This window comes from Salinibacter grassmerensis (assembly GCF_947077765.1).
GTDB classification, from domain to species: Bacteria; Bacteroidota; Rhodothermia; order Rhodothermales; family Salinibacteraceae; genus Salinibacter; species Salinibacter grassmerensis.
Genome location: NZ_CAMTTF010000002.1, coordinates 485654 through 505343 on the forward strand (window position 1 = coordinate 485654; position 19690 = coordinate 505343).

Below are 19690 nucleotides of genomic sequence, written 5' to 3' on the forward strand. Positions count from 1 at the left end.
TATAGATTCGGCATCCTGTCCCACAGTCGCTCAGTTTCCTCTATGCGCGTCCGTTCATCCACCGCAGCGTCCCTGTTGGTCATCGTGGTCGTATTGTTCGGGGGCGGGCGGGCCGAGGCGCAAACCGTGCGGGTGGAGGCCGGGGGGGGCTGGGCAATCCCGTCGACGGAGGTAAACGTGTCGGTTCAGGGGCGAGACCGCCCCGCAGAAATCGACCCCGGATCCGGGCCGAGCGCGTACGCCGCGGTGGGCCTGATGCGGACGCTCACGGACAATTTGTCGTTGGACGTGCGGGTCCGTGCCCAGCAGTCGCAGCTGCGTGTGGGAAGCGATGACATTTCGCCCACGATTGATCGCTGTATCGGCTCGTGTCCAGAGGGTCGCCTGCGGGCCTTGTCGTTTGAGGGCCAGCTACACCTCACGTCGGTCGGGCGCATCACTCCGTACTTCCTGGTGGGCCTCGGCGTGGCACAGACCACTATCGACGCGACCCGCATCGAGGCAGGAGGAAATGAGTTTCAGCTCTCGGAGACCGACGTGACGGATGCGGGGGGAAACGTGGGCTTCGGGGCGGCCCTGGGGCTGGGGAGGGGGCTCTCACTCACGGCGGAGACGCGCGTGACGGGCAGCCTGCCGGGGGCACAGGACAGCGCCGTCACGACGTTTCCATTCACGTTAGGGATTGCCTACCGCTTTCAGTAGAGAGGATAAAGTAGGTGAAGACATCTTGAGAAAACGGGAAGATATATTGGGCACGTTTCTTCAATACACATAGATTTACACCGTTCTATGCTTCCGTCACGCACCCCACTTCTTTGTGGTGTGAGCACTGGGCTCTGTATCGCCCTGCTTCTGCTTCTAGTACCGCCAACATCTGCACAGGAGCGATCAATACAGGATGAGTCAGCAAATGCTCCGTCTGTCATGTCCTACGAACAGGCCTTGTCTCGCTATCGGGACTGTGGACTCAGGAAGCTAGACGTGAATGCGTTCAAGAGCCGACGGCCAGGCTCAAAAATGCTCCGCAAGCAGGCATCGGCCACGATCCAGGTGAACTACAGCCGTAATTTCCCGTCGGAGGCGAGATCAGCCTTCGAGCGTGCTGTAGGTATCTGGGAACGGCACATTTCGTCGTCCGTCCCGATCGTCATTGAGGCAAATTGGGAGAGTTTGGGAGAAAGAGTTCTGGGATCGGCCGGTCCACTTCTTGCCTCCGTCGACGCAGACAATGACGGCGTCATCGACACGTTTCGCGGTCTTCCTTTGCATGATGCGATCACGGGACAGAATCAGTTTGAGAATCAGGTCGACATTGACATCGTGGCCCAATTCAACAGCGACCGGAGTGATTGGCACTTTGGAGAAGAGCCAGCACCTGCAGAGACAATTGATTTTACGTCAACGGTCCTCCACGAGATTGGTCACGGCCTCAACTACACGAGTGTCCTGAATTATGACACAGGATCAGGGGGGTACGGTTTTGACATCGACGGCAATGGACAGATTGACGAAACTGAACGAGTGCCAGGTCCTTTTGCGAGAAGAATAATTGAGAGACAAGACAATGGGGATCTGTTGTCCTTAGTGAATGAGAGTGAATTCCCCAATCCATCGACAAAACTTGGGGATGCGCTGGTGGACAGCTCACTCTTCTTTACCGGGAGTCGATCCGAAGAGGCCGCCGGACAGGGAAGTGGACCCCCCCGGCCGAAAATATATGCACCGACTGAGTACAACCAGGGATCAAGTATTGCCCATCTTGATGAGGGTACATACCCCTTCGAGTCAACCAATGCACTTATGACGCCGTTCGCTGCACAGGCGGAAACAAATCGGGTACCAGGTCCGATCGTTTGCGGTCAGCTTCTTGACATGGGATGGACGGCTGGTCCGGGCTGTGCGTTCGACGAAGTGTCCATCAGATCGGTCAATGCGGACGCAGAAACGAGTCAGTCAAACCAGGGATCTGCCAATCTGGAATGGACCCTTTCCGGAGCGGCTACGGTCGAAGAATTCGTAATTGAGCGTATTTACTTTGGGGAGAAGAAAGAAGAGAAAATGGTAGAGGCTGATAGACCAGGCGATTACAGTATCTCCTTCAACGAGCTGGATGTCGGCAGACACACGTTCCGCGTAAACTACGTGACAGCAGATGGGAACAGGGTGCAGTCTGGTGGCACGCCTTCGATAGAGGTTGCCGCCAATGTGTCGGACGTGTCCGTCTATCCCAACCCGTTCGATGAACGTCTGAACGTATCATTCACCCTTCCAGAGACACAAGACGTGTCGGTTGAAGTGTTCGATGTCTTAGGTCGACGTGTGGCCACGTTTCGCCGGAGTGGGGTGAGTGCCAATGACCCTCGTCCTGTTCAAATTAGGGCCTCCGATTTGGGGTCGCGTAGCAGCGGGGTCTACTTCGTCCAAGTGGATGGCGAGACCTTCGAGAAGACGGTGAAAGCCGTACGAGTGCGGTAGTGCAGCATGTGGACTTCTGATTGACGGGACTTTGGACAAGTGGAACCAGGGATGCCGATTATCCCCCCGTCTCCTCCACGGCGTCGCTGGCCGCGTTGTCGTCCATCTCCCCGTTCGCGGCGGCCGCGGCGTCTGCGTCGGCCGTCTCATCGTCGGCCTCTGGCTCCTCGGTGTCGGCCACCCGGGTGACGTCGGCAATCGCGTCGCCGTCCTTCAGGTTGATGACCTGCACGCCCTGCGTGTTGCGGCCCATCGTGCTGATCTCCTCAACCCGGGTGCGAATCATGATGCCGCCCTCGGTGATGACCATCAGATCCTCGTCGCCGAGCACGCCCTTGATCGAGACGAGGTCGCCCGTGCGGTCGGTGCGGTTGAGCGTGATAAGGCCCTTGCCGCCCCGGCCCTGCACGCGGTAGTCGGACAGGGCTGTGCGCTTGCCGTAGCCGTGCTCCGCGATCGCCAGCACGTCGAGGTCGTCGTGCATCCCCGGGGGCACCGAGATCATGCCCACCAGCTCCTGGTCGCCGGGCAGCTCCATGCCGCGTACGCCCCGCGTGTTGCGGCCCATGGGGCGCGCGTCACTCTCGTCGAAGTGGACGGCCCGGCCGCCGGAGGAGGCCACCACGACGGTGTTGTCGCCGCCGGTGAGGGACGCCTCGATAAGCTGGTCGCCCTCGTCGATCTTGATGCCGATAATGCCGTTGGTGCGCGGGCGGCTGTATGCTTCGAGCGCGGTCTTTTTGACCTGCCCCTGCCGCGTGGCCGCGAGGACGTAGTGGTTGTTGAGGAAGTCCTCGTCCTCGAAGTCCTCCTTACCCACGCTGATGACGGCCCGCACGCGGTCGTCCGGGTCGATGTCGACGAGTTGCCGGATCGATCGGCCCTTTGCCGTCCGGCCGCCCTCCGGAATTTCGAAGGGGCGGAGCCAGAAGCACTGGCCCTTGTCGGTAAACAGGAGCAGGACGTCGTGGGAGTGGCAGACGTAGAGGTGCTCGATGAAGTCGTCCTCGCGCTTGCCCGTGCCCCGCATGCCGACCCCGCCCCGGCCCTGCGTACGGTACGTATCGATGGGCGTCCGCTTCGTGAGGCCCTGGTTCGTGATCGTAACGACGACGTGTCGGCGCTCAATCAGGTCCTCGATGATGATGTCGTCGCCGCCGGTGTAGTCGATCTCGGTGCGGCGCTCGTCGTCGAAGCGGTCCTTGACCGTCAGTAGCTCCTCCTTGATGAGCTCCATCCGGCGGTCGCGACTGTTCAGGATGTCCTGGTACTCCCGAATTTGCTCGATGATGTCCTCGTACTCGCCGATAATCTTCTCGCGCTCCAGCCCCGTCAGGCGGCTCAGGCGTAGGCGCAGGATGGCGTTGGCCTGGGCCTCGGTCAGCCAGTGGCCCTCCTCCGGTTGCTGCACCAGCTCCTCGTACTCGTCGCCCAGAAGCGCCTGCACGGTGTCCTGCTCCTCCTCGGCTTCCGCCGGCGGGGTGAGGGGCACGTTGATTTCCCGGAGGTCGTCGTCCGACAGGCCGTCCGGGTAGCGGCCCTCGCGGAGGTTCTGGCGGGCCGTGCCGGTGTCGGGGGAGTGGCGGATGATGGCGATGACGGCGTCGAGGTGGTCGAGCGCCAGGGTGAGCCCTTCCAGGATGTGGGCGCGGTCCTGGGCCTGCTCCAGGTCGTACTCCGTGCGGCGGACGACGATCTCGTGGCGGTGGTCCACGTAGTGCCGAATCGCGTCCTTCAGGGTCACCACCTGGGGGCGCCCGTCGACCAGCGCCACCATGTTGACGCCGAACGTGTCCTGCAGGCGCGAGTGCTTGTAGACCTGGTTCTTGACGATCTCGGCGTTGGCCCCCTGCTTCAGCTCAATCACGATGCGGAGGCCGTTCCGGTCGCTCTCGTCGCGCAGGTCGGCAATGCCCTCGATGCGCTCCTGGCGCACGCGGTCGGCGATGCGCTCCACCTCGCGGCTCTTGTTCACCTGGTACGGCAGCTCGGTGACGATGAGGGCGTCGCGCCCGCTGCGCACCTCCTCTTCGTGCATCTTGGCGCGCATGACGACGCGGCCCCGGCCCGTGTGGTAGGCCTCGTAGACGCCCGCGTAGCCGTAGATGATGCCGCCGGTCGGAAAGTCCGGCGCCGGGACGTGCTCCATCAGGTCGTCGATCTCGATCTCCGGATCGTCGATGTAGGCCACTGTCGCGTCGATCGTCTCGCCCAGGTTGTGGGGCGGGATCTTCGTGGCCATGCCCACGGCGATGCCGTCGGCCCCGTTCACGAGCATATTGGGGAACGCGGCGGGAAGCACCGTCGGCTCCTCCATCGTCCCGTCGAAGTTTTCCTGCGTGTCGACCGTCTCCTTGCCGATGTCGGTCAGCATCTGCTCGGCGATCCGCGTCATGCGGGCCTCCGTGTACCGCATGGCCGCCGCCGAGTCGCCGTCGACGGAGCCGAAGTTGCCCTGCCCGTCGGCCAGGGGGTACCGCATGGAGAAGTGCTGGGCCATCCGCACGAGCGTGTCGTAGACCGACGAGTCGCCGTGCGGGTGGTACTTTCCGAGCACCTCCCCCACGATGCGGGCGCTCTTCTTGTAGTTGGCACCCTGAGTGAGGCCGAGCTCGTGCATGCCGTACAGGACGCGGCGGTGCACTGGCTTCAGCCCGTCGCGCACGTCCGGAAGCGCGCGGCTCACGATCACCGACATCGAGTAGTCGATGTAGGAGGACTTCATCTCCTCCTCGATGTTAATCGGGATCACGCGGCTGTCGTCGGCTTCCATGGTGTGGGAGGACGGCTGGTACGAAAACGGTGACGAAAACGAATGCCTGAAACAGAGGCTCAAACGATGGAGCCTCAAGCCATAAAACATACGGAATTACGGGCAGAAGTGCCACCAGCATGCCCCTCAGAAACCACCTCCACCGGCTTTTGACAGGAACGAGGGGGCCGTTGACGGAAGGAGGCTGAGATCGTACTTTAGGACGGATCAACCCTCTCCACGACGCACCTCTTTCCGCATGACGCCTCATCTTCTCCTCCGCGGCGGCACGCTTCTCCGGCCCGAGCCCGAAACGACCCAGGACGCCGATCTGCTCATCCGGAACGGCACGATCGCAGCGATCGGAAGCGACCTCGACGCAGGAGACGACGTGTCGGTGTACGACGCGTCGGGCCTGTTCATCTCGCCGGGGTGGATGGACATGCACGTCCACTTCCGAGAGCCCGGCTACGAGCACAAAGAAACCATCGCCACCGGAAGCCGGGCGGCCCTCGCGGGTGGGTTCACGGACGTGGCCTGCATGCCCAACACCGATCCGCCCCTCCACACGCGTGATGTGGTCGAGTTTGTACGGGAGCGGGCCGAGGACACGCCGGTGGGCGTGCACCCCATCGCGTGCGTTTCGAAGGAGCGGGCCGGCGACGAGATTGCCGAGATGGCCGACCTGCGGGCGGGCGGGGCCGTTGCCTTTAGCGACGACGGGGCACCCGTGCCGACGGCGGGGCTGATGCGGCGGGCGCTGGAGTACAGCAGCATGCTCGACCGCCCGATCATCAACCACATGGAGGAGGAGACCCTCAATCCGAGCGGGCAGATGCATGAGGGCGCGGTGTCGGCGCGGCTTGGGCTCGACGGCATTCCGGCCGCGTCCGAAGACGTGATGATTGCCCGCGACATTGAGCTGGCGGCCCTCACCGGGGGCGCCCTTCACGTGGCGCACATCTCGACCGCCCGGGGCGTGGAACTCGTGCGGCGGGCCAAGGCCCACGGCGTGTCCGTCACAGCCGAGGTGTGCACCCATCACCTGACGCTCACGGACGGAGCGGTGGAGGCGTCTCAGTTCGACACGAACACGAAGATGCATCCGCCCCTCCGCTCACCGGCGGACGTGGCGGCCCTGAAGGACGGCCTGGCCGACGGCACCATTGACGCGATCTGCACCGACCACGCCCCCCACGCATCCTACGAGAAGCAGGTTGAGTTCGCCCACGCTCCCTTCGGCATCCTCGGCCTCGAAACAGCGTGGGGCCTCATCGGGCGCGAACTGATCGAACCGGGCGTGCTCTCCGTGGAGGAGGCGGTGCGGAAGCTGACCGTGGCCCCGCGCCGCATCCTGCGCCTCGACGGGTTGGGCCTCGCAGAGGGCGTCCCGGCGCGGCTCACGGTTTTCGACGCGTCGACCGAGTGGACCTTCACGGAGGACGACATCCGGTCGAAGAGCGAAAACACCCCGTTCACGGACGCCGAGATGGTGGGGCGGCCCTGGGCGGTCTACAGCGATGGGCAGTTCGTGGAGTGTGGGGGGACGTAGTGGCACGGTTCTGCCGGGCATGAGCAGGGCGCCACTTCTAAAGGATCGTCCGGGCGCTCGTCTTCGTATCGGGTTCTTGTCTTCGCATCGTTCTGTTTTTCGTCCGTCTCCGGCCCCACTGTGTCTTCCGAGTCTCTACAGGTTGGCGTCGTCCTCGGCGGGGTGGCGCCCGAGCACGAGGTGTCGGTCATCACGGCGCTGCAGGCCGCCGCGGCCCTCGACCGCGACCACTACACCCCCGTTCCCATTTACGTGGCGAAGGACGGCACGTGGTACACCGGGGACGCCCTGCTGGAGGTCGAGTCGTACCGCAACCTGGACGCCCTCCGCGAAGAGGCGCTGCCCGTGGCGCTCGCACCGACGCCCCACGGGTCCCTCGAACTGCTCGAAGACCGTGGACCGGGCGCCCTAAAGCACCTCCAGCGGCCCGCGCTGCGGCGTCGGATCGACGTCATGCTGCTGGGACTGCACGGCGGCCCCGGCGAGAATGGAGGGGTGCAGGGCCTCTGCGAGGCATTCAACGTGCCCTACACCAGCGCCGGTGTGTTTGGCTCCGCCCTCGGCATGGACAAGGTCATGTCGAAGCGGGTGTGCCGACAGGCCGGCATCCCCGTGGTCGACTTCGTGGCGCTCCGCGAGGGCGAGTGGGCCTACCAGGAAGGGGCGGCCCTGGACGACTGTGAGGCTGCGCTCGATTACCCGCTCGTGGTCAAGCCGGCCCGCTGCGGGTCGTCCATCGGCATTTCGCAGGTGGAGACCCGCGCAGGGCTCGACGCGGCCATCGAGGACGCGTTTCGGTACGACGACAAGGTAGTCGTTGAGGAGGCGGTGGAGGCGCTGCGCGAGATCAACTGCTCGGTGCTGGGGGACGGCCACGAGGCCACGCCCAGCGTGCTGGAGGAGCCGGTGCCGTCGGAGGATGACGAGGTGCTCACCTTCCAGGACAAGTACATGCGGGAGGACGGGGAGGCGACGAAGGCAGGGGGCACCAAGAGTACCGAGTCCGGCCCGGAGGGCATGGCCGCACAGGACCGCATCGTGCCGGCGAACCTCTCCGACGAGCGCACCGAGGCGATTCAGGAAATGGCCGTCCGCATCTTCCACCAGTTCGAGTGCGCCGGCGTCGTCCGCATCGACTTTATGATCGACGAGTCCACCGGACGGCTCTACTTCAATGAAATAAACACCATCCCGGGCTCGTTCTCATTTTACCTGTGGGAGCCGTCTGGCGTGTCGTTCGACGAGCTGGTGGACCGGCTGGTGACCATCGCCCGCCGCCGGCACCGCGACCAGAACGGGCGGGTTCAAACCTACGACGTGAATCTGCTCGCCGAAAAAAGCCTGCAGGGCTTTAAGGCGAGTGAGTCCTCCTAGGATCGTGATCAAAACTGGTTGCGACGGTGGGAGATTCCCCCTGCGTCATCGCTCCAGAAACCGATGGAATTGAGGTCGGACGTTGATCTGAGGGCCTTCCAGCTGCGTGGTGAGGCCGTAGTAATCGTCGGATGGGCTCTGAGTCAAGCCCCGAGCGACGACGGAATAGGTCGGCCAACGGCTTTTGGGAAATGAGCCCCACTTATTTTCCTTTCTCCAATATGACCCGTACGCCGCTTCATAGCGTATTGCCGATCCGAACGGTCGGCGCAGTGCTCGCGGCCCTACTCCTGATGAGCACAGTGCACGCCCACGGCCAGGCGCGCCGGGCCACGGCGGCCGCTGAGACCACCGCCGTGGCGCAGACCTCCTCGGTACTCACCGACGAGTTTGTCCGGACGACGGGCACCGAGGGGCTCGACCTGCTCTACGGCATGCAGTTCGAGGCGGCGAAGGCCCGCTTCGAAGCGATCGATGCGCGCTACCCCGATCATCCCATTGGGCCGTTCCTGCAAGGGCTCAATCTATGGTGGACCATCATGCTCGACCTCACGGACACCTCCCACGACGAGGCGTTCGCCGAGCAGATGAACACCGTGATTGACCGGTGTGACGCGCTTTTGGCGGAGGACCCGGACCACTTCGACGCGGCCCTCTTCAAGGCGGCGGCCCACGGCTTTCTGTCCCGCCTCCACTCCAACCGCTATCACTGGTGGAAGACGATCCGGAATGCCCAGACGGCCGTCAGCTACGTCCAGACGGTCGAAGAGGTGGCGCCGGAGCGTGGCGACTACGTCTTCGGCTCGGGCATGTACGACTACTACGCGGACATCCTGCCGGAGGAGTATTCGCTGTCGAAGGCCATCATGTGGATGTTGCCCAATGGCAACAAGAAGCGGGGGCTGAAGCTGCTCCGCGAGACGGCCACGAACGGCCACTACGTGCAGACAGAGGCGATCTACTTCCTTGCGAAGGTCCACTACCTGTACGAGGATGATTTTCGAGAGACCCGGAAGTGGGCCGAGCAGCTCCGCGAGCGCCACCCGGACAATCCCTTCTTCCACACCTTCGAGGGACGGGTCTACGCCCGGTGGGGGCGCTGGGGACAGGCGCGCCGTGTCTTCGAGACGGTCGTGGAGCGCGCAGAGGCCGGGCGGACCGGCTACAACACTCACATGGAGGAAATTGCGCAGTTGTACCTGGCCCGTGATCGGCTCTACCAGGACGCCTACCGGGAGGCGCTGCAGCACCTAGCGGAGCTGGAGCAACTGACTTCCCGGGAGAACATCGAGGACACGCGCTACCGGGTGCTTGGCTATCTGTATCAGGGCATGGTGTACGACGCCCTCGGCCGCCGCGAGATGGCCGTGAACCGCTACCGGACGGTGCTCAACATGGAGGATGCGTCCGGAGCGCATGAGCGTGCGCACGACTACCTCGATGAGGCCTACTCAGGATGACCGGAAGTCCAGGAGAGGCGCGCGAATGTCCCATCCGTGTAAGGATGGGCGGAGGGCGTCCATGAAGAACAAACAAACAGAAGAGGTCCGACGTATTCCCATTGCAGTATTATTCCCAGACCAGCCACTTCGCCATGCGTTTTCGGTATACCGAATGGGACTCCGTTCGCCACGGCAGCCAGCAGCCACTCTTCGAAGAGCTCCTCGACCTCTTCCAGGAGCTGCTTGAACACACGGCCGGGGACGCCGAGGAGGCCCTCGACTGGATGGAGCAACTCGACGACAAGTACGACCTCACTGAAGGCTCGGACAAGGATCTCGACGACTTCATTGAGGAGCTGAAGAAACGCGGCTACCTCGAGGACGGCGAAGACGGTGAGACGGTCGAGATCACCGCCCGCACCGAGCGCTCGCTCCGCCAGTCGGCCCTGGAGGAGATCTTTAACGACCTCAAGAAGGGGGGCATGGGCGGCCACCGGACCCCCTACACGGGACAGGGCGACGAGCGGCTGCCCGAAACGAAGGACTGGCAGTTCGGGGACGACCTGTCGAACCTCGACGTGACCGGCACCCTCTCCAACTCGTTCAAGCGCTCCGGCGTGGGGGACGACTGGAACCTCGCGGAGGACGACTTTCAGGTCCACAAGACGGACCACCACGCCTCCATGGCGACGGTGCTCATGATCGACCTCTCCCACTCGATGGTGCTCTACGGGGAAGACCGAATCACGCCGGCCCGGCGCGTGGCACTGGCCCTCTCGGAGCTCATCATGACCCAGTACCCGAAGGATTCTCTCGACATCGTGGCCTTCGGCAATGACGCCTGGGAGGTGGACGTGGAGGACCTGCCGTACCTCGACGTGGGGCCGTACTATACGAACACGCGGGCGGGACTACGGCGGGCGCGCGACATTCTACACCGCCGCAACAACCGCAACAAGCAGATCTTCATGATCACCGACGGCAAGCCCAGCTGTCACATCGAAGACGGAGAAATGTACCGCAACGCCTACGGGCTCGACCGCAAGGTCGTCAACAAGGTGCTCGATGAGGCCACGGTCTGTCGCCGCGAGGACATCACGATCACGACCTTCATGATTGCCCGCGATCCGGGCCTGCGCGACTTCGTCCGCGAGCTGACGGAGGCCAACCAGGGCCGCGCCTACTACTCGGAGCTCGACGACCTCGGCTCCTTCCTGTTCGAAGACTACGTCCGAAACCGGCGGAAGCATCTGGGCTAACGGCGACCACGCTGAACGTTGAGGGTTGAGAGGCGTGTGCACAACCTTCACCCGTTCAACTTTCCCCGCGAGTCCTGTGAGCATTCCGTTCCGTCCGAAGCAGAGCCTCGGCCAAAATTTTCTGCACGACCCCAACATGGCCGAGAAGATTGTGGGGACGCTGACGGCCCCGCCGGAGGCGCATGTCGTGGAGGTGGGGGCTGGCACTGGCGTGCTCACCAAACGACTGGCTGAGCGCTACGACCGCCTCACCGCCCTGGAGATCGACGAGCGGGCCGTCGAGGTCCTCCGCGAACGCGTTCCCGGGGTGGACGTGCGGGAGGTAGACGTGCGCGAGACAGACTGGGCCGCCCTCGCCGACGAAAAGGGCGAGCCGCTTCACATCATCAGCAACACGCCGTACTACCTCACGAGCCCGATCCTCTTCTCCCTACTGGGGCAGCGGCAGCACCTCGCCGAGGCGGTCCTCACGATGCAGAAAGAGGTGGCCGAGCGAATTGTCGCGGAGCCGAGCACAAAGGCGTACGGCATCCTCAGTGTCCTACTGCAGCTCTTCGCCGAGCCGGACCTCCGCTTCACGGTGCCCCCGCAGGTCTTCTCTCCGCAGCCCGATGTCACGAGCGCGGTGGTCCGTTTCCGGTTTGGGGACGACGCAGCGCCCGACGCGCCTCCATTCGACGACGTGCGCCGGTACGTACGGGCGGCCTTCAACCAGCGCCGCAAGATGCTCCGTAACAGCCTGAGCGCCTGGACGAAAGAACAGGACGTCGACTTTCCGAACGATTGGGGCCGCAAGCGGGCCGAGGCGCTCACGCCTGGAGAGTTTGCGACGCTCGCGCGTCATTTGAACGCCCACGCCGACCCGGTCTCCGAAGCATAGTGCACCTCTGGGGGCAACCCGTCCACCGAATGGACCGGATCTGAATCCCGCCTAGTCCTCGTCGCTCCATGTCCCCCTCCGACGCGTCTCCCTCGTCGTCCTCGCGATCGCCGGCGGCCTCCGAGGGGCCGCCCTACAGCGGCCTGCTGGAGGTGGACGAGTCGGTCGTGGACGACATCGTGGCCCTGCTGATGGAGCGTCAGCGCGGGATGGTCCTCAACCTCGTCGCCGATCTCTACCCGGCCGACGTGGCCCTGCTGCTTCGCCGCCTGCCGGACGCGGAGGCCGGTCGCCTCTTCCGGTGGCTCCCGCCGGAGACGGGCGCCGACGTGCTCGCGGAGATGGAGGACGCGGTGCGGGCGGCGCTGCTGAAAGACCTGCCGCCGGGCACGCTCACCGCCCTGATCGACGCGCTCGACACCGACGACGCGGCGGACGTGCTCGCCGACCTGCCGGACGATATGGCCCTGCAGGTGCTGCCCGACCTCGACGACACGGAGGACCTGACCGAACTGCTGGAGTACGGGGAGGAGACGGCCGGCGGGCTCATGGCCCGTGAGTACGTGGTCATCTCTCCAGAGCAGACTCTACAGGAGGCCACCGAGGCGGTCCGGCGCAGCGCCGCGGACATCGACGACGTGTATACCGCCTACGTCGTCGACGAGGAGGGGATGCTCCTCGGAACCCTCTCGCTCAAGCAGTTGCTGCTGTCCGCGGGATCGGTGAAGGTCCGTGACGTCATGGACGCCGACTTTATCTCGATTGCGCCTCAGGTGGACCAGGAGGAGGTAAGCCGTGTTGTGCAGCGGTACGACCTCGTGTCCGTGCCGGTGGTCAACGAGTCCGGCCGGATGATGGGCCGCATCACGATCGACGACGTGGTGGACGTCATCCGCGACGAGGCGGAGGAGGACATGCAGCTCATGAGCGGCCTCACCGGGGAGGAGGAAACCGTCGATTCGGCGGTGCGCGTGAGCCGGGGGCGCCTTCCGTGGCTGATCGTGGGGCTCGTGGGCTCCGGGCTCTCCGGCACCGTCATTGGGGCCTTCGAGGCCACCCTCCAGCAGGCCGTGGTCCTCGCCACGTTCATCCCCGTCGTGACGGCCATGGGGGGGAACGCCGCGGTCCAGAGTGCAGCCATCGCCGTTCAGGGGCTCGGCTCGGGAGAGCTCTGGCTGTCCGATGCCTCGAAGCGCATCGGGAAGGAGATGCTCGTGGCCCTGCTCAACGGAATCGTCGTGGCGGGGCTGCTCTGCGGAACGGTGGCCCTGCTCGGGATGGGGAACGTGCCGATGCTCGTGGCGACCCTCAGCCTCACGATGCTGTCCGTGAGCCTGGTCGCGACCACCAATGGGGCGCTCATCCCGTTTCTGCTGACGTGGCTGGGAGTCGACCCGGCCAGTGCGATGGGGCCATTCGTCACGACCCTCAACGACATCATGGGGCTGGCCATCTACTTCCTGATCGCGACGGCACTCTACCTGTAGTCATCCCGGACGCGGCGACCCTTCGCTACGACGAGGACGACGCGTCGCGGAGGGCGTCCCTGACCGCCTCCAAGAATCGGTTGACGCGGCGCCGGTTCACACCGAGGTCGTTCTGCCCCACCCGGCTGGCGCTGCGGACGTACAGGGCGCTTCCGCCTTCGTCCCGTGCCCGGACGGCCACGTCCACGTCGTCCTTGAAAATGAGGGCCACCCGGTACACCGCCTCCAGTCGACGGGCGGAGGACTGGTTGGGGCGACGGAGCGTGACGGGGCCCAGTGCCTCGAGGGCCCGCTCGGCGGCCCCGTACAGCGTGTCGGGGGGAACGTCGTACCCTCGCGCCACGCGCTCACAGTTGGGCGTGTCGGGACAGGGGGAAAGGGGGGTATCGGGCAGCGACTGGGCCTCGGCCACGATCGGGAGCGCTAGGGCAAGCAGAGCAATGCCGAGTCTGGACGGGAGCCGCAGAGGGGCGACTACTGCGGCGTAGAAGACGCGGACGGTGTCCCTTGAGACGAGCGGCTCGCCTTCTGCTTCAGGCCCTGCGCGTCGTTGTATTTCGAGGGGCATTTCACGAGGATGTTTTCGGCTACAAACGTGCCGTCTTGATTCCGCCCCTCCACGACCACCTGCTCGGCCTCCTCAAAGTTGGCCGGCTTCGGGTTGTTGTACCGCACCTTCCGTACCGTCCCGTCCTCATCACGCATGTAAAAGGTGAAGACGTTCTGCGCGCGGCTGTAGCTCGTGGGACGGTTTTCCGCCCATGTGCCGACCACGTGGGCCGTGGCTCCCGTGCGGGTGGCCTGCTCAAAGTTCATGTACCCGCCTACCTGACTGCCAAAGTTGACGAACAGCAGGGCGCCAAAGCCAATCATGGCGGCCAGGCCAAGAACGGTTTTCCACTTCATAGAGGCACAGGGAGGAAGGTGAAAAACTACTCATCGTCTGAAATGGACCGGTCGACGCGCCGTTCCAGGCGCTCAATCCGACGGTCGGTCCGGACGAGGAGGGTGACCACCCCGATCCAGATCAGAAGCACGACGGCGAGCACAACGTAAATCTTGCCGTCCTGGCCCATGATGCGGTCCAATCCCTCTGGGGCAGGGGCGTCGGGCTGCTCCGTCCACGTGCTGTCGTAGGCCGCGGTCGTATCCGGGCGCTCCTGGTCCGGCCGGAGCGCGGGCGGGTCGGAGGGCCGCAAGGGATGGATCGTCATGACGCAGCGGAGACGGAAGGAGGGGTCGGCGAGCAGGGACGCGGCACGGCCGTGGGCGTCAGCGATCAACGCCCCCGTTGCCGTGGGCGTCTCCGAGGGCCTTCTGCCGCAGGACCTCTTGGAGCCAGGCCAGGCGGACCCGCTGGGTGTACAGAAGCCAGCAGAGCCCCAGGAAGGCCAGGACGGAGGGGTAGAAGACCCAGCGCATGGCCGGGGCGAGGTCCGTCTGGCTGAAGGCCGGACTGCCCTCGCCGCCGGGGTGAAGGCTCGGCATCTGGCGGGGCAGGATGTAGAGCAGGAAGGGCATCGTTACGACCGCAAACAGGTTGTAGACCGCCGCGATGCGTCCCCGCGTCCGCGGGGCATCGATGGCGTCGCGCAGGACGAAGTACCCGCCGTAGATGAGCAGGAGGACCGCCGCCATCGATTGCTTCGGATCAAAATTCCACCACACGCCGGTGCCCTCGTACCACGTGAAGCGGGCCCACACCATGCCCGTCACGATACCGAGCCCACCAAAAATGAGGCCGAGTCGGGCTGCCTCACGGGCGCGGAGATCGCGAATGCGGTCCCCACTCCGAAGATACTGGGCCGAATGATACGCCGAGACGATCGTGGCCGCCATCAGCGTAAACCACATCGGCACGTGGAAATACAGGTTGCGCGCCGACTGTTCGAGGATGTCCAACTGCGGGATCTCGCCCAGAAAGCCGGCGGCGAGGATCCCAGTCAGCGTCACCACCACGACGGCTCGCACCGCGCGGTACAGTCGGCGGCCGACGGGAAACGGGGTCTGTGCTTGGGAAGGCATGGCGCAGTAGAAGAGCCCAAAAAGCCAATCTCGTTTTCTGGTACGCCGTCCAAAGTGGGGACTTCCCAGGGCGCCTCTGAATTCGCTCAACGTTCAAAGCGGCGGACTATCATATTAGGTCATATTGGCTGGAACGCGAGAAGGGCCTGTAGGACTCCCGGCTTTGGCCGGGGGAGAAGTCAATCGTCCCACACGTAGTCGAACAGCACCACGGCCGCGGAGATGGTCGCCCCGGCGAAGCCCACGAGGGTGAGGAGCTCGTCCTGCGCCGATACCCACTGCTGGCCAAGCAATGCCTTGCGCGTGGCCCCGACCCCCGACACCAGCACCGGCACCAGCACCGGAAGGAGGAGGACCGGCAGGAGCGGTCCGCCGCGGGAGGCGCGGGCCACGAGGGCCGACAGCAGCGTCGTAGCGCCGGTGAGGCCGAGCGCCCCGAGCGCAAGTGTGCCCGCGAACAGGCCGGGCGTCCCGACGGAGACGCCGAGCAGCAGCAGGAAGACGCCGGTGGCGACGAGCGTGAGAAGCGCCACGAGGCCAAAGTTGAACAGCAGCTTGCCGGCGAACACCATGCTCGCCCGCGTGTGGAGTCGGAGTAGAAGCGCGGTGCCGCCTTCGTACTCCGCCACGAACGACCGCCCGAGCCCGATGGAGGCCGCGAAAAGGAGGACGATCCATAGGAGCGCGGCCCGCACCCGGGCGCTCATCGGCTGGGGGCCCACGGCGAAGGCCACGAGAAGCAGGGCCGCAAGGGCAAACAGCAGGAGGGTGTTCGCCGCGTACCGGCTGCGTAGCTCGATGCGCAGGTCCTTCCGAAACACCGACCAGGCCCCGGCGAGCCAATCCATACGACGAAAAGAAGGCGGGGAGTGGAACGCGACCGTGTCCCCTCGTTTCGAAGGGAGCAACGAAAATAGCGACGCGGGCACGGAAAATCGACTGCCCCTCCGCCATTCTCATAGCTTCGTCCGGTTCTACTCACGGATTGCGCTGCCCGTCTGATGAGCACTCCGTCTCCCTCCTCCGATTCGATTGCCGGGGCGCTCCTCGGCACCGCCGTCGGCGACGCGTTGGGCATGCCCGTCGAGGGCCTCAGCCACGCCAACGTGCGCACCTATTATAAAGGCATCAAGGAGTACCGGGACGATGACCAGCGGGGGGACCTGGACGCTGGGCAGTGGACGGACGACACGCAGATGACGTTCGCACTCGTGCGGGCCCTTGCCGACCATCCCGTGTCGCCGGATGCGTGGCCGGCCGCCGTCGCGGACGAGTACGTTTCCCTTCGGCCCGAGGCCCGGCGCTGGGGGGAAACGACCACGGCCGCCGTCGACCGACTGGCGGACGGCACCGCGCCCGCCGAGTCGGGCGGGCCCGATCGCCCGACCGATGGCGCCGCTATGCGGGCGGCTCCCCTCGGCGTGTGGTGGGCGGCTCAGGACCTCGACCGCGGGGCGGCCTTCGAGGCCGTCCGTACGGTGCTGGCCGTTACCCACCGCCATCCCGCGGCGCTGGCGGCCGGATGGGGACAGGCGGTGGCCGTCCACACGCTGCTGGACTGGACGCCCGATGCGTTCGACCGCGGGGCGTTCTGGGAGCGGCTGGTCGACGCGACGGCGTGGGCGGAGGGGCGACTCGACGGCGACAACCGCGTGTCGGGGCGCCTGGAGGCCCTCGCGGACCAGCTCGACGCCTTTCCCCTCAACCTCGGGGACGCGTGCGACGGGGTAGGGGTTCGGGCGGACGAGGCGTGGCCGTTTGCCTGTGCAATGGTCGCGCGCCGCGCCCACCTCCTCGAAAACACACTGCTTTCCGGGATCAACGTAGGGGGCGATGCCGACACCACCGGGGCCATGATGGGGGCGATGCTGGGCGCGCTGCACGGCTGGTCGGCCTTTCCCGACGAGTGGGTGGAGGGGCTGGAGGCCGCCGACCGCCTCCGCAACGAGGCGCACGCGTTTGGCAAAGCGGTCCGGTAGAGGGACCCACGGCAGTCCGCGGGGGCACGAGATGGGGCTCCTCCCCTGACTACGACGCCTTTGCCCGGTCGGCGGCGGTTACGAGGTCGGGATCCTTCGGGACGAACGTCGGCTCCGCATCGGTCGGCGGAGCAAACTCGCCGATGAAGTCGATCTCCGTCTCCAGTTGGTAGCCGGTCTCGCGCTCCACAGTGTCCCGGGCCAGGTCGATCAGGGCGCAGACGTCCGCGGCCCGTGCCCCGTCGACATTGACAAAGATGTTGGCGTGGCGGTGCGTAATCATTGCGCCCCCGATCCGTGCGCCCTTCAGCCCGCACTCGTCGATGAGGCGCCCGGCGCCGACCCCCTCAATCTTTTTGAAGATCGATCCCACGCTCGGCTCGGTGTCCAGCGGCGGGTGCCGCTCGGCGCGCCACTGCAAGTTGGCGTCCATAACCGTGCGCATCCGCTCCGGGTCGCCGGGCTCGAGCTGGGAGGTGGTCGCCAGCACCACGTCATCCCGGTCGTGGAGAATCGAGTAGTCATAGCCGAAGTCGAAGTAGTCGGCGCCCACGGTCCGTCGCTCTCCCTCCTCGGTGAGAATGTCGGCGGAGTGGACGACCTCTTCCCAAAACACCGTCCGGTCCCGGTCGGGGGGCGGCGACAGAAAGTGTAGGTTTTGCCAGAGCGCCCCGCCCACGGTGGACGGAATGCCCACGTAGTGCTCCAGCCCCGAGAGGCCCGCCGAAACGGCGTGCTCGATGAGATCGGGATACACGACGGCCCCGCTCTCGGCCCAGACGCGATTCGTGTCGTGATCCACCTGGAGGTCGCGAGCCCGGTTGTGAACGACGAGGCCCCGGTATCCGTGGTCGCCCACAATCACGTTGGCCCCGGTGCCGAGCAGAAAGAAGGGGAGGTCGTGCGTCCGCGCCGTCCGCGTGACCGCGGCCAACTCGTCGGCCGAGCGCACGTCGGCGTACCAGTCGGCCGCCCCTCCGAGCTGGAAGGTGGTGAACGGGGCGAGGGAGACATCCCGGCGCAGCCGGTCGGGGCCGAGAATTTCCCGCAGAACGTTTGCCGGTGGGGAAGAAGAGGTCACAGAGGAAGGAAGAACGGTGGCTGAAAAATATAGTCCCCGTATGCCGAGGCAATGATACCTAAGGCCACTCAATAGATCCATCTCTGGGGCCCGGTGCCTGAGAAGTTTTCCAAACGTCCACCCACGCCCGGCAAATTATCGCCCGGATGCGTCTCGTCCTAGCCTGTTCGCTCGAAGGCTGAGGCGCGAGCTTCACGCTCGAACAAAGAGATTGCTTCCGGGGCGCGTTCTCCGGCGATAAGGCGACTGCCCATCTTCTACATGTCCGCCGCCCCGATTGGTGTCTAGGGGATTCGGGAGATGCGCGGTGTAGTATCGGGCCACACACTAGTCGGTCCGCGGCCCTCCGAGAGGTTATGCGCCATTGGGGAATCGGGTGCGGTCTAGTGATTGTCAGAAGCGGGTCTTCCAGAGCCTGGTGGAGGCTTCGCAGGCCCCCTGGTCGGCACACGCTATCACTTGGAGCAGCTAGGCTCGGACGGAAGAACGGCACGCTGGGCCCTGTGTACGTCACCAGTGACCTCGATAAAAACTGTCGATGCCTCGCCAGTCCCCTTCGTGGTCAATCCCAGTGGCAGCATGCTGTTGACATTCCCGTCTGTACCATGGATAAGCATTCCAACTTGGAGAAGTCGTTCTTTGAACGCGTCTGGGCCGTTGTTGAAGAGATTCCGGTGGGCCGCGTCACCACCTACGGCGACATTGCCGAACACCTCGGGCGCCGGGGGGCGGCCCGGATCGTCGGCTGGGCGCTGAAGGACGCAGTGGGGGGCGACCTGCCCTGCCACCGCGTGGTGAACCGCAATGGGGTCCTGACGGGCCGGCGCCACTTCGAAGCGCCCCACGTCATGGAGGAGCGGTTGCGCAGCGAAGGGGTCACGTTCGTGGCCGAGGATCAGGTGGATCTCGATGCGCACCGCTGGCGGCCCGAAGAGATGAGGTAGAACGCATGGAAGACCGTCTGCCCACGTCCCCGTCGCAGTCCTCGGGTTGACAAGAAAGTTTCGGGGAGACGGGTCTCCGTTCCGCTCGTGTCTTCTAGGGACTGCGCACAGAACGTTTGGAGGAGGAAAGGTCGAAATCGCTGTGTAGCGGATCCGTGTTCGTGTATGCCAGGGCCTGGTGGGTCGCGTAGGTACACCCTAGAAGGAACAGCGACGAGGCACTCCGGCTCAGCCGATCAACATTCTGGTCCACAATAATTTCATGCTTATGCTCCCATATATTTAAAATATAAGCTAGTAAATATGAAGAAATAGTGTTGTCAGGTAAGAGAGAACCGCCGGACTTATCCATCAGTCAGTGGGGCCGAAAATCAGGCCCTACTGCATTCATCAAATTAATAAAAACTCAAATTTGTTCACCATTTTTAGCAAAAAATATA

Annotated in this window: 17 protein-coding genes; 10 read left to right on the top strand and 7 right to left on the bottom strand. The window is 64.6% G+C overall.

Translation table 11 applies throughout. The features are described from left to right. The first annotated feature begins 42 nt into the window (after window positions 1-42). A complete protein-coding gene (locus OJB03_RS06240) occupies window positions 43-702 on the top strand; it encodes an outer membrane protein (RefSeq protein WP_263786037.1) in 660 nt (219 codons plus the stop codon). A gap of 315 nt (window positions 703-1017) precedes the next feature. Next, the gene (locus OJB03_RS06245; protein ID WP_263786038.1) at window positions 1018-2475 is read left to right on the top strand and encodes a T9SS type A sorting domain-containing protein; all 1458 of its coding nucleotides are present in this window, start codon (window positions 1018-1020) and stop codon (window positions 2473-2475) included. A gap of 58 nt (window positions 2476-2533) precedes the next feature. Here OJB03_RS06245 and gyrA read toward each other — a convergent pair whose 3' ends face one another. Beyond that, window positions 2534-5248 carry a DNA gyrase subunit A gene (gene gyrA / locus OJB03_RS06250; protein ID WP_263786039.1) on the bottom strand — a complete coding sequence of 905 codons (2715 nt, stop codon included), beginning with the start codon at window positions 5246-5248 and terminating at the stop codon, window positions 2534-2536. A gap of 238 nt (window positions 5249-5486) precedes the next feature. Between gyrA and OJB03_RS06255 the strand changes: the two genes are divergently transcribed. The 6 genes from OJB03_RS06255 (at window position 5487) to mgtE (ending at window position 13221) form a co-directional block, all read left to right on the top strand. Then, window positions 5487-6779 (top strand): dihydroorotase, encoded by a 1293-nt coding sequence (locus OJB03_RS06255; RefSeq protein ID WP_263786040.1) that lies wholly within the window; start codon window positions 5487-5489, stop codon window positions 6777-6779. A 120-nt stretch (window positions 6780-6899) separates the two neighbouring features. Next, a complete protein-coding gene (locus OJB03_RS06260; protein WP_263786041.1) occupies window positions 6900-8153 on the top strand; it encodes a D-alanine--D-alanine ligase family protein in 1254 nt (417 codons plus the stop codon). 221 nt (window positions 8154-8374) lie between these two features. Next, window positions 8375-9613 (top strand): tetratricopeptide repeat protein, encoded by a 1239-nt coding sequence (locus OJB03_RS06265; RefSeq protein WP_263786042.1) that lies wholly within the window; start codon window positions 8375-8377, stop codon window positions 9611-9613. A gap of 134 nt (window positions 9614-9747) precedes the next feature. Continuing rightward, entirely contained in the window at window positions 9748-10854 is a 1107-nt protein-coding gene (locus tag OJB03_RS06270) for a vWA domain-containing protein (RefSeq protein ID WP_263786043.1), read from the top strand. A 76-nt stretch (window positions 10855-10930) separates the two neighbouring features. After that, a complete protein-coding gene (gene rsmA / locus OJB03_RS06275) occupies window positions 10931-11734 on the top strand; it encodes a 16S rRNA (adenine(1518)-N(6)/adenine(1519)-N(6))-dimethyltransferase RsmA (protein WP_263786044.1) in 804 nt (267 codons plus the stop codon). A gap of 68 nt (window positions 11735-11802) precedes the next feature. Continuing rightward, window positions 11803-13221, top strand: coding sequence for a magnesium transporter (gene mgtE / locus OJB03_RS06280; RefSeq protein WP_263786045.1), 1419 nt, complete (start codon window positions 11803-11805; stop codon window positions 13219-13221). A 25-nt stretch (window positions 13222-13246) separates the two neighbouring features. On the opposite strand, the gene OJB03_RS06285 is transcribed toward mgtE, so the two are convergent. The 5 genes from OJB03_RS06285 to OJB03_RS06305 form a co-directional block, all read right to left on the bottom strand. Next, window positions 13247-13633, bottom strand: coding sequence for a DUF1499 domain-containing protein (locus OJB03_RS06285; protein WP_263786046.1), 387 nt, complete (start codon window positions 13631-13633; stop codon window positions 13247-13249). A 62-nt stretch (window positions 13634-13695) separates the two neighbouring features. Continuing rightward, window positions 13696-14127, bottom strand: coding sequence for a cytochrome c maturation protein CcmE (locus OJB03_RS06290; protein WP_263786047.1), 432 nt, complete (start codon window positions 14125-14127; stop codon window positions 13696-13698). Between the two features lie 26 nt (window positions 14128-14153). Next, a complete protein-coding gene (locus OJB03_RS06295) occupies window positions 14154-14435 on the bottom strand; it encodes a CcmD family protein (protein ID WP_263786048.1) in 282 nt (93 codons plus the stop codon). Between the two features lie 58 nt (window positions 14436-14493). Beyond that, window positions 14494-15246: a cytochrome c biogenesis protein gene (locus OJB03_RS06300; RefSeq protein ID WP_263786049.1), complete on the bottom strand. Its 753-nt coding sequence runs from the start codon at window positions 15244-15246 to the stop codon at window positions 14494-14496. Between the two features lie 179 nt (window positions 15247-15425). Continuing rightward, window positions 15426-16094, bottom strand: a complete 669-nt coding sequence (locus tag OJB03_RS06305; RefSeq protein WP_263786050.1) for a heme exporter protein CcmB — start codon at window positions 16092-16094, stop codon at window positions 15426-15428. A gap of 153 nt (window positions 16095-16247) precedes the next feature. On the opposite strand from OJB03_RS06305, the gene OJB03_RS06310 reads away from it, so the two are divergent. Then, window positions 16248-17225: an ADP-ribosylglycohydrolase family protein gene (locus tag OJB03_RS06310; protein ID WP_263786051.1), complete on the top strand. Its 978-nt coding sequence runs from the start codon at window positions 16248-16250 to the stop codon at window positions 17223-17225. A 49-nt stretch (window positions 17226-17274) separates the two neighbouring features. On the opposite strand, the gene murB is transcribed toward OJB03_RS06310, so the two are convergent. Then, the gene (murB, locus tag OJB03_RS06315) at window positions 17275-18306 is read right to left on the bottom strand and encodes a UDP-N-acetylmuramate dehydrogenase (protein WP_263786052.1); all 1032 of its coding nucleotides are present in this window, start codon (window positions 18304-18306) and stop codon (window positions 17275-17277) included. Window positions 18307-18911: 605 nt separating this feature from the next. Here murB and OJB03_RS06320 point away from each other — a divergent pair. Beyond that, entirely contained in the window at window positions 18912-19250 is a 339-nt protein-coding gene (locus tag OJB03_RS06320) for an MGMT family protein (RefSeq protein WP_263786053.1), read from the top strand. Window positions 19251-19690: the final 440 nt, after the last annotated feature.